Source organism: Streptococcus symci (assembly GCF_006385165.1).
Classification (GTDB): Bacteria; Bacillota; Bacilli; order Lactobacillales; family Streptococcaceae; genus Streptococcus; species Streptococcus symci.
In genome coordinates, this window is sequence record NZ_VFJA01000001.1 from 364678 (window position 1) to 380402 (window position 15725).

Here is a 15725-nt window from a genome sequence, read left to right on the forward strand (position 1 = left end):
TGTTGCGTGATGCTTCCCTTCGTGCAAGTTGGGCTCCTTCTCAGAATGACAGTCGTATGACGGTAAGTAGTCCTGAACCTACTTTTGATAAGGCTACTGGTATCGCGACCTACACTATGAATGTTCAGGCTGATAGTGCTTTGAGCAATGTAGGTGTTAGGATAAATGTCGGCCGAGGAGGCCATGTCCAAAGTGCAACATTTAATGACAATCAGATGACTCCAACCTTTACTCAGGGTTCTGAAATTGTTTATAATTACAGACATGGACAAAATAGAAACTTAAACGGTACAATTGTAGTCAAAGTTAAATACGATAACAATGTGCCGACTGCGACTGCAGATATGCAGGTTCAGGTTAGCTCGGCACCTATCGGACAAAATACTCAAGGGAATGCCTCTAGAGTTCAATCAGCAAGTATTCCGACAGGATACAATCCATCAAGACCAACGCCAAAACCTGAAACAGAGAAAAGTGGACCAGGCTTTGAGATTCTTCCAGGAAACCATTTTGATGTTTATAATGATGACTCGATTAATCAAAAAATTTCTATATTAAAGAAGGGATCAAGCCTTCGCTTGTATAGGCCAAATGGTGGTGAAGCGATTCCTGGTGTTACTTATGGTGGGGCTAAGATTGGAGAAGAGATAAATAGACCGAATCCTAAATATAATCCCTCTAATCCTAGAAATAAGGAAACTCCATGGATAAATCAAAGGCGAGAATTTGAAAATATCCCATCTGCTATAGCCGGTACTGTAGGTAACGGTGAAGCGTCCGCTGAAGTAGGTAAAACCTATACATATCGTGTTTGGGCGATAGACTGGGGTAATAAAACATCTGAAGCGACTGTTACCTATACCATCAAAGGATTCAACGAGCGTCATGATGTTCAAAGTGGAGATGTTGTTCAAGTTAAGGATTTGGAGCATTTAACACAGCAAGAAATTGCAGAAGTTTATAATAACTTTATTAATAATGCAACCAATAAACGTGATTTACTAGCTAATCAAGACCTCGCTAAGACAGGAATCCAGCCAAACGTAAATTCGGACGCAAATGGTACCGTTTTAACCTTCCCAGGTACTAGAGCTAAAATAGAAGTCTCAACAAATGGTACGATCACAGTGACCTATCGTGATGGTACCACAAGTACTATCAATGCTGCCTTAGAAAAATACAATCCAATTGCCAAAGTCCCTAAAGTCTATACCTATATTGGTGAGCAGGCTGGTGACTTGGCGGATGCAAGTAACTTTATCCAGCGTGCTAACGGTAAAGCATTCCCTACTGGAACAAATATCACTTGGAAACAAGGGGCAGGAATTAATACATCAGAGACAGGCTCTAAACAAGCTATTGCCCACATCGAATATCCTAATGGTGGCAGTGAAGATGTTACTGTAGATTATGAAGTTCTTGCGACAATTAAGCCTAAAGGTCCAGTAAATGATATTCAAGGAACGCAGCCTCATAAGGGAACAGTTTGGCATAATTATGTTGATAAAGAGGGGACGGCTGGATATCCAAGTGGTGCAAGCCAAGCTTGGAGTAAAGATGGTCAAGTAGTTTCTAGCTCGCCTATCAATACAAATGAGACAGGAAGAAATACCTACCAAGTGACCTTTACCTATCCGGTAGGTCGTATGGGGGAAAATGACTCTAATAAACTAAGTCATACAGTTAATGTTGTCCATGATGTCTATAAGTTTGAATCAAATCGTTCTTATACTTTCACACAGAATAAAACAGATGAGCCAGCTTATAAACAAGCAGTGGCAAATCCTAAAGAAGCGGTTACAAAATTATCTGGAAGCCCAGAGTTTAATGCAGCAAACACTAATTACACGTGGGTTAATGGTGCACCGTCACTCACTGAGGTAGGAACCTTTACTAAGGAAGTAGAAGTAGAATTGCCTGCTGACTCTACAGGTGTACGTGTTAAACAGAAAGTTCCAGTTACGGTTAAAGTAAATCCACAAGCCCCTGTTATTTCAAATGAATCAACAAATGAGAAGGGTGGCTTGCCAAATCGTTCGATTGTTGTAACGAATGTGACACCTGGAGCTCTTGTAACCTTGACTTTAGCAGGCTATACGTTCGAGAAAAAAGCGAAGGACAACGAATCAAGCGTTACCTTTGAACCTGCTGATCTGAAAAAAGCATACGACGGCAATAATGGACTCTTACCTACGGGAAATGTAACGGTTAAACAAGAGAAAGTTGTAAGGACTCCTGCTGGAGGAACAGAGACCCTTACTTCTACCACAACTACTAAGGCTATTACTAAAGAAAATGTAAAACCAACTGTTAATTACACTATTAAGGTTAATGGTAAAGTACCGGAAAAAAATAGTGCAGGCCTTTATAAAATCTATGCAGGAGATAAGATTGAGGTAACCTTTACTGGTAAAGATAATAGTGGTAAACTTGCCTCGTTGAAAATGCGTGGAAATGGCAATGATTTAACGGATTTCTTTGAAGGTAAAGCTGAATGGGGTAGTGGTAAAATTTCAAATATTACTACAACGACTAGTGATGATCGTACGACCATTACTGTGACAGCTACTGCAAATAGTAATCTTACTTATAAAGATGGTAATAACTGGAATCGCCAGGTTGAGGCGACTGATCCAAGTGGAAATGTTACTTCTGAGAACTTTGGAATCCAGCAGGATAAATTAGTAAACTTGTTCAATAAACCGGTAATTAATGTTACTGAGGTGAAGAATAAAAACAATTTAACTGAGGCTGATAAAGAAAAAGTCAGAGAAGAAATTAGAAAAGCTCATGATAAGGTGGTTGCAAAAGGTCGCGACCGTATTTCAAGTATTGATGTGAGCGCTAATGGTGTTGCGACAGTTTATTATAAAGATAATGCGAAGGTGACATCTGGAACGCAACCATATACACCGACTGTTTATAATCCGGATGAAACAGTTTCTGATAGAGTATATAGATCTGAATCAGCCTCTGCGTCAACGAGCGCATCAGCCTCCGCATCAACGAGCGCAAGCCAAAGTGCTTCAACGAGCGCATCTAAGTCTGCATCGACAAGCGCAAGCCAAAGTGCTTCAACAAGTGCGTCTAAGTCCGCATCGACAAGCGCATCAGCTTCAGCGTCAACAAGTGCTTCAGCTTCAGCGTCAACAAGCGCGTCAGTCTCAGCATCGACAAGTGCGTCGGCTTCAGCAAGTACTAGCGCGTCGGCTTCAGCGTCAACAAGCGCATCGGCTTCAGCGTCAACAAGTGCATCGGCCTCAGAATCGACAAGCGCGTCAGCATCAGCATCGACAAGTGCGTCAGCTTCAGCAAGCACAAGCGCTTCAGCTTCAGCATCAACAAGTGCTTCAGCATCAGCATCGACAAGTGCGTCGGCTTCAGCATCAACAAGCGCTTCAGCATCAGCGTCAACAAGTGCGTCAGCTTCAGCAAGCACAAGCGCTTCAGCATCAGCGTCGACAAGCGCATCGGCTTCAGCAAGCACAAGTGCCTCAGCTTCAGCATCAACAAGCGCGTCAGCATCAGCAAGTACTAGCGCGTCAGCTTCAGCATCAACAAGTGCTTCAGCTTCAGCGTCAACAAGTGCATCGGCTTCAGCGTCAACAAGCGCATCGGCTTCAGCATCAACAAGTGCTTCAGCTTCAGCGTCAACAAGCGCATCGGCTTCAGCGTCAACAAGCGCTTCAGCTTCAGCAAGTACAAGCGCGTCAGCCTCAGCATCGACAAGTGCTTCAGCATCAGCATCAACAAGTGCTTCAGCATCAGCATCAACAAGTGCATCGGCTTCAGCGTCAACAAGCGCATCGGCTTCAGCAAGTACTAGCGCGTCGGCTTCAGCGTCAACAAGCGCATCGGCTTCAGCAAGCACAAGCGCGTCAGCATCAGCATCGACAAGTGCTTCAGCATCAGCATCGACAAGTGCGTCGGCTTCAGCAAGTACTAGCGCGTCGGCTTCAGCAAGCACAAGCGCATCGGCTTCAGCAAGCACAAGCGCATCGGCTTCAGCAAGCACAAGCGCATCGGCCTCAGCGTCAACAAGTGCATCGGCTTCAGCGTCAACAAGCGCATCGGCCTCAGCGTCAACAAGTGCATCGGCTTCAGCAAGCACAAGTGCATCAGCCTCAGCGTCAACAAGTGCATCAGCCTCAGCGTCAACAAGTGCATCGGCTTCAGCGTCAACAAGCGCGTCAGCTTCAGCAAGTACAAGTGCGTCAGCCTCAGCAAGTACAAGTGCATCGGCTTCAGCAAGCACCAGCGCATCAGCATCGGCATCGACAAGTGCGTCGGCTTCAGCAAGTACCAGTGCGTCAGCATCGGCATCAACCAGTGCGTCGGCTTCAGCAAGTACGAGTGCTTCAGCTTCAGCAAGTACAAGTGCATCAGCCTCAGCGTCAACAAGCGCGTCAGCTTCAGCGTCAACAAGCGCGTCAGCTTCAGCAAGTACCAGTGCGTCAGCCTCAGCAAGTACAAGTGCATCGGCTTCAGCAAGCACCAGCGCATCAGCATCGGCATCGACAAGCGCATCGGCTTCAGCAAGTACCAGTGCTTCAGCTTCCGCATCAACTAGCGCCTCAGCTTCAGCATCAACAAGCGCCTCGGCCTCAGCAAGTACCAGTGCGTCAGCATCGGCATCAACCAGTGCGTCGGCTTCAGCAAGTACAAGTGCCTCAGCTTCAGCAAGTACAAGCGCGTCGGCTTCTGCAAGCACTAGCGCGTCGGCTTCAGCAAGTACCAGTGCATCAGCATCGGCAAGTACTAGCGCGTCAGCTTCAGCAAGTACCAGTGCGTCAGCCTCAGCAAGTACAAGTGCATCGGCTTCGGCATCAACCAGTGCGTCGGCTTCAGCAAGTACGAGTGCCTCAGCTTCAGCAAGTACAAGTGCGTCAGCATCGGCGTCAACCAGTGCGTCAGCATCGGCATCGACAAGCGCGTCGGCTTCAGCAAGTACGAGTGCCTCAGCTTCCGCAAGTACAAGCGCGTCGGCCTCAGCGTCAACAAGTGCCTCAGCTTCCGCATCAACCAGTGCGTCAGCTTCAGCAAGCACAAGCGCATCGGCCTCAGCAAGTACCAGTGCGTCAGCTTCAGCAAGTACCAGTGTATCAGCCTCAGCATCGACAAGTGCTTCAGCTTCAGCGTCAACAAGTGCATCGGCTTCAGCAAGTACTAGTGCATCGGCTTCAGCGTCAACAAGTGCGTCAGCCTCAGCATCGACAAGTGCCTCAGCTTCCGCATCGACAAGTGCCTCAGCTTCAGCGTCAACAAGCGCATCGGCCTCAGCAAGTACTAGTGCATCGGCTTCAGCGTCAACAAGCGCATCGGCCTCAGCAAGTACCAGTGCTTCAGCTTCAGCAAGTACCAGTGCTTCAGCTTCCGCATCAACAAGCGCGTCGGCCTCAGCAAGTACCAGTGCATCAGCTTCAGCAAGTACCAGTGCATCAGCTTCAGCATCAACAAGTGCCTCAGCTTCCGCATCAACAAGTGCTTCAGCCTCAGCATCGACAAGTGCATCAGCCTCGGCAAGTACAAGTGCATCGGCTTTAGCAAGTACTAGCGCATCAGCCTCAGCATCGACAAGTGCATCGGCTTCAGCAAGTACTAGCGCATCGGCCTCAGCATCGACAAGTGCCTCAGCTTCAGCATCGACAAGTGCTTCAGCCTCAGCATCGACAAGTGCCTCAGCCTCGGCAAGTACAAGTGCATCGGCCTCAGCGTCAACAAGCGCATCAGCCTCAGCGTCAACAAGCGCATCGGCCTCAGCATCGACAAGTGCCTCAGCCTCAGCGTAGACAAGTGCCTCAGCTTCCGCATCAACAAGCGCATCGGCCTCAGCAAGCACCAGTGCCTCAGCTTCCGCATCGACAAGTGCCTCAGCTTCAGCGTCAACAAGCGCATCGGCCTCAGCGTCAACAAGTGCCTCAGCTTCCGCATCGACAAGTGCATCAGCTTCCGCATCAACAAGCGCGTCGGCCTCAGCAAGTACCAGTGCTTCAGCTTCAGCGTCAACAAGTGCATCGGCTTCAGCAAGTACTAGTGCATCGGCTTCAGCAAGCACAAGCGCATCGGCCTCAGCAAGTACCAGTGCGTCAGCTTCAGCAAGTACCAGTGCTTCAGCTTCAGCAAGTACCAGTGCTTCAGCTTCAGCATCAACAAGTGCCTCAGCTTCCGCATCAACAAGTGCTTCAGCCTCAGCATCGACAAGTGCCTCAGCTTCAGCATCGACAAGTGCATCGGCTTCAGCAAGTACTAGCGCATCGGCCTCAGCATCGACAAGTGCCTCAGCTTCAGCATCGACAAGTGCTTCAGCCTCAGCATCGACAAGTGCATCAGCCTCGGCAAGTACAAGTGCATCGGCCTCAGCGTCAACAAGCGCATCGGCCTCAGCATCGACAAGTGCCTCAGCTTCCGCATCAACAAGCGCATCGGCCTCAGCAAGCACCAGTGCCTCAGCTTCCGCATCGACAAGTGCATCAGCTTCAGCGTCAACAAGCGCATCGGCCTCAGCGTCAACAAGTGCCTCAGCTTCCGCATCAACAAGCGCGTCGGCCTCAGCAAGTACCAGTGCGTCAGCTTCAGCAAGTACCAGTGCTTCAGCTTCAGCAAGTACCAGTGCTTCAGCTTCAGCATCAACAAGTGCCTCAGCTTCCGCATCAACAAGTGCATCGGCTTCAGCAAGTACTAGCGCATCGGCCTCAGCATCGACAAGTGCCTCAGCTTCCGCATCGACAAGTGCTTCAGCCTCAGCATCGACAAGTGCATCAGCTTCGGCAAGTACAAGTGCATCGGCCTCAGCGTCAACAAGCGCATCGGCCTCAGCATCAACAAGTGCCTCGGCTTCAGCAAGTACCAACTCTTCAAATTCAGTAAACCATTCGAACTCACAAGTTGGAAATATTTCTGAATCTACAGGTAAATCACAAAAAGAATTACCAAATACAGGTACTGAGTCATCAAGTAGAACGACCCTACTTGGAGCTCTAGCTGCTTTGACTGGAATTGGTCTAGTTGCGAAACGTCGTAAACGTGATGAAGAAGAGTAAGACAACCTATAAAATTAGGATAAGCTAACTCGCACACATAAATCATAGAAACCCCTTGAAAAAGTAGAATTTTCAAGGGGTTTTTACTATTATATAGCTGAAATTTTGACTAAAAAATTGTATAATAAATATAAGGAGAAAATCGCTAGTGGATGATAAAATAACGGTTGTTGTACCGGTATACAATGTGGAAAACTATCTAAGAAAATGCCTAGATAGTATTATTGCTCAAACATATAAAAATATTGAGATTATTGTCGTTAATGATGGTTCTACTGATACTTCAGGAGAGATTTGTAAAGAATTTGCAGAAATCGATTACCGAATTATCTATATAGAACAAGAAAATGCTGGCCTGTCTGCTGCACGAAACACCGGTCTGGAAAATATGTCCGGAGATTATGTGACCTTTGTGGATTCAGATGATTGGATTGAGTTAGATTATGTAGAAACTCTATACAAAAAAATAACACAGTATCAGGCAGATATTGCAGTTGGGAATTACTATTCTTTCAACGAAAGTGAAGGAATGTTCTACTTCCATATATCAGGAAACTCCTATTACGAGAAGGTATATGATAATGTTTCCATATTTGAGAACTTATATGAATCCCAAGAAATGAAGAGTTTTGCTTTGATATCTGCTTGGGGTAAACTTTATAAGGCAGATTTGTTTAAGCACTTACGTTTTGATATAGGCAAGTTGGGAGAAGATGGTTACCTCAATCAAAAGATTTATTTATTATCCGAGAAAATCATTTATGTAAATAGAGGGATTTATTCATATAGAGTTAGAAAAAATAGTCTGTCAAAGGTTTGGACGGAAAAGTGGATGCATGCCTTGGTTGATGCCATGTTCGAACGCATTACGCTACTAGCTAATATGGGTTACCCTTTAGAGAAGCATTTGGCGGTTTATCGTCAAATGTTGGAATTCAGTCTCTCCAACGGTCAAGCTAGCGGCTTATCTGACACAGTAACATATAAAGAGTTTGAAATGAAACAAAGGCTTTTACATCAGCTATCGAGACAAGAGGCGAGTGAAAAGAAAGCCATTATACTAGCAGCAAACTATGCCTATGTAGACCAAGTTTTGACGACGATCAAGTCTATTTGTTATCATAATCGTTCGATTCGTTTTTATCTCATTCATAGCGATTTTCCAAATGAATGGATCAAGCAAATAAATAAGCGCTTAGAAAAGTTCGATTCAGAAATTATTAATTGTCGGGTGACTTCTGATCAAATTTCACGTTATAAAACGGATATTAGTTACACTGTTTTTTTACGCTATTTCGTAGCTGATTTTGTAAAAGAAGAAAAGAAGGCCCTCTACTTGGATTGTGATCTAGTCGTAACGAAAAATCTCGATGATTTGTTTGCAAGTGACTTACAAGATTATCCTTTGGCTGCTGTTAGAGATTTCGGGGGAAGAGCCTATTTCGGTCGTGAAATTTTTAATGCTGGTGTTCTATTGATCAATAATGTTTTGTGGCAACAAGAGAATATGACTCAAAAGTTGATTGATTTGACCAATGAATGGCATGATAAGGTGGATCAGGCAGATCAGAGTATCTTGAATATGCTTTTTGAACATAAATGGCTGGAATTGGACTTTGATTATAATCACATTGTCATTCATAGGCAGTTCACTGATTATCGATTGCCTGTAGGTCAGGATTATCCTGGTATTATTCATTATCTTTCACATCGTAAACCGTGGAAAGATTTGGCATCCCAAACCTATCGTGATGTTTGGTGGTACTATCATGGCCTTGAATGGACAGAGTTGGGACAAAATCATCATTTACATCCATTACAAAAATCTCATATTTATCCTATAAAGGATCCTTTCACTTGTCTCATCTATACAGCCTCAGACCATATTGAACAAATTGAAACATTGGTTAAATCCTTACCAGATATTCAGTTTAAGATAGCAGCTAGAGTAATAGTTAGTGATCGATTAACTCAGATGACGATTTATCCAAACGTGACCATATTTAACGGAATTCACTACTTGGTAGATGTCGATAATGAATTGGTAGAAACCAGTCAAGTACTTTTAGATATAAACTATGGTGAAAAAACAGAGGAAATTCTCGATCAATTTGCAAGACTTGGCAAACCTATTTTATCCTTTGAAAATACCAAATCTTACGAAGTAGGTCAGGAGGTATATACTGTTGACCAAGTTCAAGCAATGATAGAAAAATTAAGAGAAATAAGCAAATGAAGAAAAATCATCTATTAGGAGATGCTCTGATTTTGACGGTTAGTGATCAGATTGAAGAGTTGGATTATCTCCTTGACAAATTGCCAGATATCTGTTTTCATATTGCAGCGCCTGTTCAGTTTTCCGAGAAAATTCGTAACTTAGAAACGAACTATAATGTCCGTCTCCTAACGGTTACAAATGAAGAACAGCTAAACTTTCTAGTCAATACATGTGACTTTCTATTAGATATTAATCATTTTCAAGAAGTGGATGCTATTGTCTCAAGGTTTGTGCAGGCTGGAAAAACTGCCTTTGCATTTGACAATACAGCACATGGAGATCAGGGGCAGGAAGTTTTTCTATCAAGTGCACCAGATAAATTGGTTTCTAGAGTGAGAGACTATCTGAATGAAATCAGAGTAGGCACCAATCATCAAGAAAAAATCATCCAAGATGGGACTTGGAATGTCTTTCAAATCGATGATAAGGGCAACTTGGTTGTAGGAGCCAATGTCATCTGTAGAAATTTTGAAAATTTTCATATCTCTTCGGGTAAGTTAATACTGCATGATGGTGTTTTTATCAATAACTCATGTAGTTTTAACTGTATGGAAAGAATTGAAATCGGAGCAGGTACCATGATGGGGGAGGGTGTTCGTTTTTATGATCACGACCATATTTATACCGCTGAAAAAATCGAAAAGTGGCAGTGGACTACAGCTCCGATTAGAGTTGGACGAGATTGCTGGATTGGAAGTAACGTCACGATTTTAAAAGGAGTGACGATTGGGGACAATACCATTATCGGAGCAGGTTGCCTCATACGCAATGATATTCCAGCAAACAGTGTGGTTTATAATGATGGGCATCTTTCTGTAAAAAGAAGAGATTAAACGGGAAATAGAATAAATCAAGGCTAGGTAAGTTAGTATATGGGGAATGAATTAATCAGTATTGTAGTTCCTATCTACAATGTTGAAAATTATTTGAGACAGTGTTTGGATAGTATTCAGAATCAAACTTATAAAAAGTTTGATTGCATTATGGTTAATGATGGATCCACGGATAGCTCACAACAAATAGCGGAAGAATATCTAACAGATAGTCGTTTCAAACTAATCAATCAATCTAATAAAGGTTTAAGTGGGGCTAGAAATACAGGGATTAATCATATTAGAGAAGAGTCTATTTTTGTAGCTTTTGTAGATAGTGATGATTATATTTATCCTGATTTCTTAGAAACTTTAATAGAACACATTGAAGATGATGTTGATATTATAGAAGGAATGATTGAAAATTTCCATGATGAAATAAAAGTGGATAGAGTCTGTCATAATTTTGAGAAAAAAATATTAATAACCAAGGATGACAAATTGGGAGAATTGGCATTAAATGAGCTGAGAGTTAGCGTTTTTCCAAAATTGTTTCGAAAAAGTTTATTAACAGAAGATTTTTTTCCAGAGGGGTGGATATTTGAAGATTTAGCAGTTATTCCCGAGTTGGTAAGTCATTCAGGAAAATGGATTAAATTACCAAAAGTTATCTATGCTTACAGGATTCGTCCAAATTCAATTACTACTAAAGAGTTTTCAGAAGAAAAATTAGATGTATTTAAGATATTCGGAAAGTATGACTTGTTTTTTAAAGATGAGAGTGATGTAACAAAATTATTGGTTGAAAAACTAAAATATTTACATTTGAATTATCATGACATCAAATTTGTACCAGAGAATAATCAGTATAAACAGTTATACAAACAAGAAAAACAAAAACTATTATCTAAAATAGCAGATTATGAAAGTAAAACTTTGATTAGTATTATCGTCCCCATTTACAATGTAGAAAATTATTTGAGACAGTGTTTAGATAGTATTATGAACCAAACATATCAAAATTTTGAATGTTTGTTAATAAATGATGGTTCTCCAGATAATTCAGCAGAAATCTGTAGAGAATATGTTGATAAAGATGCTAGTTTTCGTTATTTTGAAAAGGAAAATGGAGGAGTTTCTTCAGCGCGTAATCTAGGTATCGAACATTCAAAAGGGCAATATATCACCTTTATTGATTCGGATGATTGGGTAGATTCTGACTATTTAGAAGTGTTGTATAAATCTCTGACAGATGAAAAAGCAGATGTAGCTGTTTCTACTTACAAACAATTCAATATGGATGACAACAACTATTATGTGCATTCTTATCAAAGAGGATATGAAAAAAAGATTTTTACAGGTCCAGAATTGATTGATAATTTACAATTATTATCTTCATTTGATTATTCATATCATTCTGTCTGTGGGAAATTAGTTAAGAGTGTAAGAGTGGAGACTATTCGTTTCAATGAAGAAACAACTTTAGGAGAAGATATGGAATTTTGGTATAAATTGTTTCTCATCTCTGATAAAGTTGTATATATAAACAAAGATACCTATATTTATAGAACTAGCAAAGACGAAGATAAACATTTTGAATTAGAAAAAATTAGGAGTGATATTCAACAACGTTTAAATTTTATGGCAGTAATTGCAGCTAGAGGAATGAATGTAGCAACTTATGTAGATGATTGTATTAGATATTTACACTTTTTAGAAACAAAATTTGTAGAACAAGAACAATCTAACGAAACAGTAAGATGGTTAAAAGAAATCTTGTTTTTATTAGAAGGATTTTGATAATATAATACAAATGTTGAATAGTGTCATATTTCTAATCTAGTATATTGAAGCATTGAAGACAGTTAGTTTATGTAAATTGAATGCAAACGATAATATAGAGGTAGAATATTAGAATTCTTTCCAAATATATAAAAAATAATCAGTTAGAAATCTATAAAGGGTTGAAGTTGAAAGAACAATTGTTTTAGGAAAAGATAATGATTATCATGATAAGTTAGAGATGATTATCAAGTATATCTGTTTCTAAATAGAAATTCTAAAAATCAGATAAAAGAAAAAGAATTTTCTATTCTTAAAGTGAATTTTTAAAAGATAAGAAAAATGAAATTACATTTAACGAATTTATACGGCATGGCTGGTGATAGTACGGTTATTCTAGCTCAAAATGCTGTTCAAAAGATAGCCAGTCAACTGGGATTTAGAGAAGTTGGTATCTATTTTTACAATATTGCTTCAGATAGTCCTTCTGAAATGAATAAACGTCTGGATGGCATCATGGCCAGTATTTCAATTGGAGATATCCTAGTCTTTCAATCTCCAACATGGAACGGATTTGAGTTTGATCGTCTCTTTTTCGATAAATTAAAGGACATGCAGGTTAAGATTATTTGCTTTATCCATGATGTTGTTCCCCTTATGTTTGATAGTAACTACTATCTCATGAAAGACTATATGTACATGTATAACCTATCGGATGTTTTGATTGTTCCATCTGGACAGATGAAAGAACGCCTGATAGAAGAAGGTTTGACAACTAAGAAGATTCTCATTCAAGGGATGTGGGATCATCCTCATGATTTGTCACTTTATACCCCATCCTTTAAGAAAGAGATTTTTTTTGCAGGAAGTTTAGAGCGTTTTCCAGACTTACAAAATTGGTCTCAAGATACGCCTTTAAGAGTATTTTCAAATAAAGGAGAAGCAAGTTCCAATGCCAGAAATCTTAGCATTGTAGGATGGAAAAAAGATGAGGAACTGTTGCTAGAATTATCAAAAGGTGGATTTGGTCTTGTCTGGGGAACTCATCAGAATGATGGAGAAAGCAACCAATACTATACCTTGAATATATCTCATAAGGTTAGTACCTATTTGACAGCGGGCATTCCAGTCATTGTACCAAATAGCTTGTCAACTGCTAAATTTATAGTAGATCAAGGCTTGGGCTTTATGGCGGATAGTCTGGAAGAGGTTCATGAGATAGTTGATAAAATGAATGTAGAAAAATATCAAGAAATGACGAATCGTATCAAGACCTTTAGCTATTTGTTAAAAGAGGGGTATTTCACTAAAAAGCTACTGGTAGATGCAATCTATCACTTGGGAATTGATTAAGGGAATGAAATGAACAAAACAATTGTATTAGCTGGGGATTGTAACGACACCAGGCAGTTGGAAACAACTATAAAATCTATTTTATATTACAATCGAGATGTTAAAATTTATATTTTAAACCAAGATATCATGCCTGATTGGTTCCGTAAACCACGAAAAATAGCTCGCATGTTAGGTAGTGATATTATTGATGTGAAGTTGCCAGAACAGGATATTTTTCATGCTTGGATCAAGCAAACTCATATTAGCAGTATTGCCTATGCTCGATACTTTATTCCAGATTATATACAAGAAGATACTGTTTTATATTTGGATTGTGATTTACTTGTCAATGATAAATTAGACAGTCTATTTGAGCAGGATATAAAAGAACATTATATCGCAGCGATTAGAGATGCAAATGGTCAAGGTTTCAATACTGGTGTTCTACTAATCAACAATGAAAAATGGCGTCAAGAGAAACTAAAAGAACGGCTAATTGAACAGTCTATCCTAACAATAAAGGAAGTTGAAGAAGGTCGTTTTGAAAATTTTAACGGTGATCAAACGATTTTCAATCAGGTCTTGCAAGATGATTGGTTAGAGCTAGATAGAGCTTACAATTTACAAGTAGGACATGATGTTGTGGCATTATATAATAATTGGCAGGAACATCTGGCTTTTAATGATAAACCAGTTGTGATTCATTTTACGACCTACAGAAAGCCATGGACCACCTTGATAGCCAATCGTTACCGTGATTTATGGTGGCAATTCCATGATTTGGAGTGGAGTCAGATTTTACAACACCATATAGGAGAGTTTGAACTAATATCGCCTCTAGATAAAGAATTTTCTTGTTTAACTTTAACGAATTCCCAAGATTTAGAAGGAATAGAGGAGTTAGTCACAGCTCTACCAGATGTGGTATTTCATATCGCTGCCTGGACGGATATGGGAGATAAGCTAACAAAATTAGCTATACATGATAATGTGAGATTGTATCCACAGATTGTTCCTCCTGTATTAGATAGGTTGAAAAAGTCAACAAGTTTTTATTTGGATATCAATCATGGTAGTGCAGATGAGAACTTTTTAAAATCTTTTAAAGAACAAGGAAAAACGCTATTAGCTTTTCAATCGACTCAGCATGGAGAAATAGGACAAATTGTTTTCGAAAATGGGAAAGTTTCCTTTATGATTGATGCGATAAAAGATTTTAAGAAACAAGGACATTTTACCTGTTTTAGACAACTTCCAAGTTTGACTTGTTTAACGTTTACGGCTTCTCAGGATATTGAACAGCTGGATTACTTGGCTGAACACTTACCCAATGTTGTTTTTCAGGTTGCTGCCTGGACAGATATGGGGCCAAAACTATATGATTTATCTAATCGTTATCCTAATATTCAGCTCTATCCAGCAATTTCTAGAAATAAGTTAGAAGAGTTGAAGGAAAAGATGGATGTTTATTTAGATATCAATCTACTGACTTCAACAGCTGATATGGTTGCAGAAATGGCTCATCTATCTAAACCTATACTAGCCTTTTATAAATCTCAAAATGGGAATAATGGCCAAAGGTTGTATTCAAGTGAACATCCTGAACGAATGTTGGTTGATTTGCAAAAATTGATAAATAAGGATATGCTAGAAAAACCGCTTGATATAATCCAGGTGAAAGGGATAGATGAAACCTTGGATTATATTATTGAACACAACTCTTCTTTAGTTCGTTTTGGAGATGGGGAAATCAATATGCTTGCAGGGCATTCGATTCCCTACCAGGATTATGATGAAGAGTTGGTTTCAATCATGAGGGACATTATCGGCCAAGAAAGTCGAGAAGATTTAGTAGTGTGCCTTCCTGATGCCTTTTCAGATCGTTTCAGGTTTACATCGTGGGCGATTCCATTTTGGAAAGATCACATGGATCATTATATGGATTTTTACAGAGAGTTATGCAGTGATTCATGGTATGGCTCAACCTTTGTATCTCGCCCTTATATCGATTTTGAAGACAAGAGTCAAGCTAAATCCCAATTTCAAAAATTGAAAAGTATCTGGAAAAACCGTGACTTACTTATAGTTGAAGGCGCGACCTCTCGATCAGGTGTAGGGAATGATTTGTTCGATGAGGCAAATTCTATCAAGCGGATAATTTGTCCTTCTCACAGTGCCTTTTCTAGAGTTCATGAAATTGAAGACGAAATTGAAAAGTATGCTGGTGGTCGTTTGATTTTATGTATGCTTGGGCCTACAGCAAAAGTTTTAGCCTATCATTTAAGTCAAAAGGGATACCAAGTATTAGATATTGGTCATATCGATTCAGAGTATGAATGGATGAAGATGGGTGCTAAAACCAAGGTTAAATTTTCACACAAACATACAGCAGAGTATAATTTTGATCAAGATATTGAGTTCATTGAGGATGAAACCTATAATAGTCAGATTGTTGCAAAGATATTAGAATAACTTATA

General features: G+C 40.3%; 5 protein-coding genes and 2 pseudogenes. All 7 read left to right on the forward strand.

The genetic code is table 11. The annotated features are described in order from the left end of the window. Positions 1 to 215: 215 nt before the first annotated feature. A pseudogene (locus FJN11_RS11045) lies at positions 216 to 2879 on the forward strand (Rib/alpha-like domain-containing protein); the annotation flags it as partial. A 492-nt stretch (positions 2880 to 3371) separates the two neighbouring features. Next, positions 3372 to 7037 (forward strand): annotated as a pseudogene (gene psrP, locus FJN11_RS10785) (serine-rich repeat glycoprotein adhesin PsrP); the annotation flags it as partial. Between the two features lie 151 nt (positions 7038 to 7188). Next, complete coding sequence (locus tag FJN11_RS01740) at positions 7189 to 9276, forward strand: glycosyltransferase (protein ID WP_140223909.1); 2088 nt, start codon at positions 7189 to 7191, stop codon at positions 9274 to 9276. Continuing rightward, a complete protein-coding gene (locus FJN11_RS01745; RefSeq protein ID WP_049492156.1) occupies positions 9273 to 10151 on the forward strand; it encodes an acyltransferase in 879 nt (292 codons plus the stop codon). Before FJN11_RS01740 ends, FJN11_RS01745 begins: the two co-directional genes overlap by 4 nt. 39 nt (positions 10152 to 10190) lie before the next feature. After that, a complete protein-coding gene (locus tag FJN11_RS01750; RefSeq protein WP_140223910.1) occupies positions 10191 to 11930 on the forward strand; it encodes a glycosyltransferase family 2 protein in 1740 nt (579 codons plus the stop codon). A gap of 324 nt (positions 11931 to 12254) precedes the next feature. Continuing rightward, the gene (locus FJN11_RS01755) at positions 12255 to 13265 is read left to right on the forward strand and encodes a sugar transferase (protein ID WP_049551814.1); all 1011 of its coding nucleotides are present in this window, start codon (positions 12255 to 12257) and stop codon (positions 13263 to 13265) included. Between the two features lie 9 nt (positions 13266 to 13274). Beyond that, positions 13275 to 15719: an SP_1767 family glycosyltransferase gene (locus tag FJN11_RS01760; RefSeq protein ID WP_049551813.1), complete on the forward strand. Its 2445-nt coding sequence runs from the start codon at positions 13275 to 13277 to the stop codon at positions 15717 to 15719. Positions 15720 to 15725: the final 6 nt, after the last annotated feature.

Excerpts from the sequence above, each read along its gene's own strand:
- FJN11_RS01745 (WP_049492156.1), top strand. The coding sequence starts at position 9,273 with ATGAAGAAAAATCATCTATTAGGAGATGCTCTGATTTTGACGGTTAGT.
- FJN11_RS01750 (WP_140223910.1), top strand. The coding sequence starts at position 10,191 with ATGGGGAATGAATTAATCAGTATTGTAGTTCCTATCTACAATGTTGAA.
- FJN11_RS01755 (WP_049551814.1), top strand. The coding sequence starts at position 12,255 with ATGAAATTACATTTAACGAATTTATACGGCATGGCTGGTGATAGTACG.
- FJN11_RS01760 (WP_049551813.1), top strand. The coding sequence starts at position 13,275 with ATGAACAAAACAATTGTATTAGCTGGGGATTGTAACGACACCAGGCAG.